2 protein-coding genes are annotated in these 2,243 nt (G+C 44.9%); one reads left to right on the top strand and one right to left on the bottom strand.

Going from position 1 to position 2,243, the window contains the following annotated elements:
- The coding region (locus D479_RS17460; RefSeq protein ID WP_008639650.1) for an aldehyde dehydrogenase family protein at window positions 1–1,280 on the bottom strand (1,280 nt) is incomplete at its 3' end.
- 286 nt (window positions 1,281–1,566) lie between these two features.
- Here D479_RS17460 and D479_RS17455 point away from each other — a divergent pair.
- On the top strand, window positions 1,567–2,118 hold the full coding sequence (locus D479_RS17455; protein ID WP_008639647.1) for a GbsR/MarR family transcriptional regulator: 552 nt from the start codon (window positions 1,567–1,569) through the stop codon (window positions 2,116–2,118).
- The last annotated feature ends 125 nt before the right edge of the window (window positions 2,119–2,243 follow it).

The following is a 2,243-nucleotide window of genomic DNA, read 5'->3' as shown; positions in this document are numbered from 1 at the left end:
TTTACGATGTCATTCGTGAACACACCGCCGGCAAGACCGTAAATAGAGTCATTGGAAAGTTTCACAGCTTCTTCTTCTGTGCTGAATTTCTCAACAGTGATGACAGGTCCGAATGCTTCTTCCTGTACCACGGTCATGTCTGTCGTACAATCTGTGAAGATCGTAGGTAGATAGAAGAATCCTTTCTGCAGTTCCGGATCTTCCGGACGTTTACCACCGGCAGCAAGAGTCGCACCTTCTTTGATTCCTGCTTCTACATACTTCTCTACTTTCGCAAGGTGCTCCGCAGAAATCAGCGGCCCCATTTGTGTATCTTCATCAAATCCGCTGCCGAGTTTGAAGTTGTTCACACGATCAACCAGTGCCTGAACGAAGTCATCATGGATGCTTTCTTCCACGATCAAACGTGTACCTGCAGAGCAGATCTGGCCTGCGTGGAAGAATACGCCGTTCAACGCCTGATCGACAGCCAATTCGAAATCAGCGTCGGCGAAGATGATGTTCGGGTTCTTACCGCCAAGCTCAAGTGCCAGCTTCTTCACGTTGGAGCTTGCCGCCTGCATGATCTTCTTACCTGTCACGATTCCTCCTGTGAAGGAAATAAGATCGACGTCTTCGCTGCTGGAAAGCTCTGCACCGATGGTGTCTCCTGCACCAAGGACAAGGTTGACAACACCTGCCGGCACTCCCGCTTCCTCCATCAATTGGAACGTCTTGATCGTTGTAAGTGGTGTGATCTCACTCGGCTTCATAACAAGCGTGTTTCCGGTAACTAGTGCCGGAGCAAGTTTCCATGAAGCTTGTAACAGAGGATAGTTCCAAGGAGTGATTTGACCACAAACACCGACTGGTTCATGTACAACTCTGCTGACAGAGTTCGGAATTGGAGAAGGGATGATTTCGCCGCCGTCCTTATCTGCAATCTCTGCATAATAACGGAACACGCCTGCGATGTCGTCCATATCTCCGCGGCTTTCTTCTACTGTTTTACCTGTGTCCAGAGACTCAAGGTAAGCAAGTTCTTCCTTATCTCTTTCAATAAGTTCAGCAATCTTACGTACAATTGCTCCACGCTCTGTAGAAGGAGTAGTCGCCCAGTCCCCTTGATCGAACGCTGCTCTCGCTGCTGCGATCGCTTCTTTCGCTTCGGTTTCATCGCCTTCCGGTACGGTCGCGATTACTTCCTGGTTATATGGGTTAATGATGTCACGCGTCTTCTCGGAATCCGCGCCTACCCATTTCCCGTTAATATAATGCTGCATTTGTAATTTAAGATCCATTTTTATCAACTCCACCTTTGAAGTAGATTAACTTTGTTAAGAATTTATTTAACGTTTTTAACACTAACACGAGAAAAAAATCATGTCAAACGTATTTCGGCATCAAATGTGCTTTCTTCGAAGATAACTCCTGGAATCCTTCTCTTATGCGAAAAAGTGGACAGGTCAACTTCCTGAAAGTTACAATTATATTTGACATTCTCTCCAAACGAGTTATTATGAAGTTCGTTAAGAAGATTTGAAAAAAATTTAACACGATTTACTTTTCATCTGAAGGAGCGACCCTATGAGTGAATCTAAAGTAAACCCAAATGACAAAATAGAAGAAGCCAAAGATAAAGTCATAGGCGCCATTGCAGAGACGATGGATACGTACGGGGTGACCCCGGCTGCCGCGAACCTTTATGCGACCATGTACTTTGAAGATCAAATGACGCTTGATGAAATGCGTACAGAACTGGGCATGAGCAAACCGAGCATGAGTACCAGCGTCCGCAAACTCCAGGAAATCGAAATGGTCAAAAAAACATTTACACGCGGATCCAGAAAACACACCTATATAGCAGAAAAAAATTTCTTCCGTTCCTTTATGGCGTTTTACTGTCAAATGTGGGAACGGGAAGTGAAAACGAACCTGGCTGCGATAGCAGAAGCACAAGAAGATTTCATCGATGTCATGAAAGACGCCAAAAGCACGCAGGACGATGTGGCGAAAGCAAAGAAATACTACGATCAATTGGAAGAATCAAAAACCTATTACCACTGGCTGGATGACTTGGTCGAGAGGATCAGGAGCGGTAAGATCTTCGATTTCTTACCGAAAGAGCATAGAGAGTAAGTATAGACCGGACAGAAACGCTTCATACAGGCTCTTTGGCTGTATTAATGTTCCTTTTGTACGTAAAATTTATACCCATCCACTATGGCATCTAAACAGTATTATTTTTACAAATAAAGCYGGAG

The sequence above is a fragment of the Halobacillus sp. BAB-2008 genome (assembly GCF_000328325.1).
Lineage (GTDB): Bacteria > Bacillota > Bacilli > Bacillales > Halobacillaceae > Halobacillus.
This window is presented reverse-complemented; position numbering and strand designations above follow the sequence as displayed.

Coding starts and splice junctions, on each gene's coding strand:
- D479_RS17455 (WP_008639647.1), top strand. CDS start 1,567: ATGAGTGAATCTAAAGTAAACCCAAATGACAAAATAGAAGAAGCCAAA.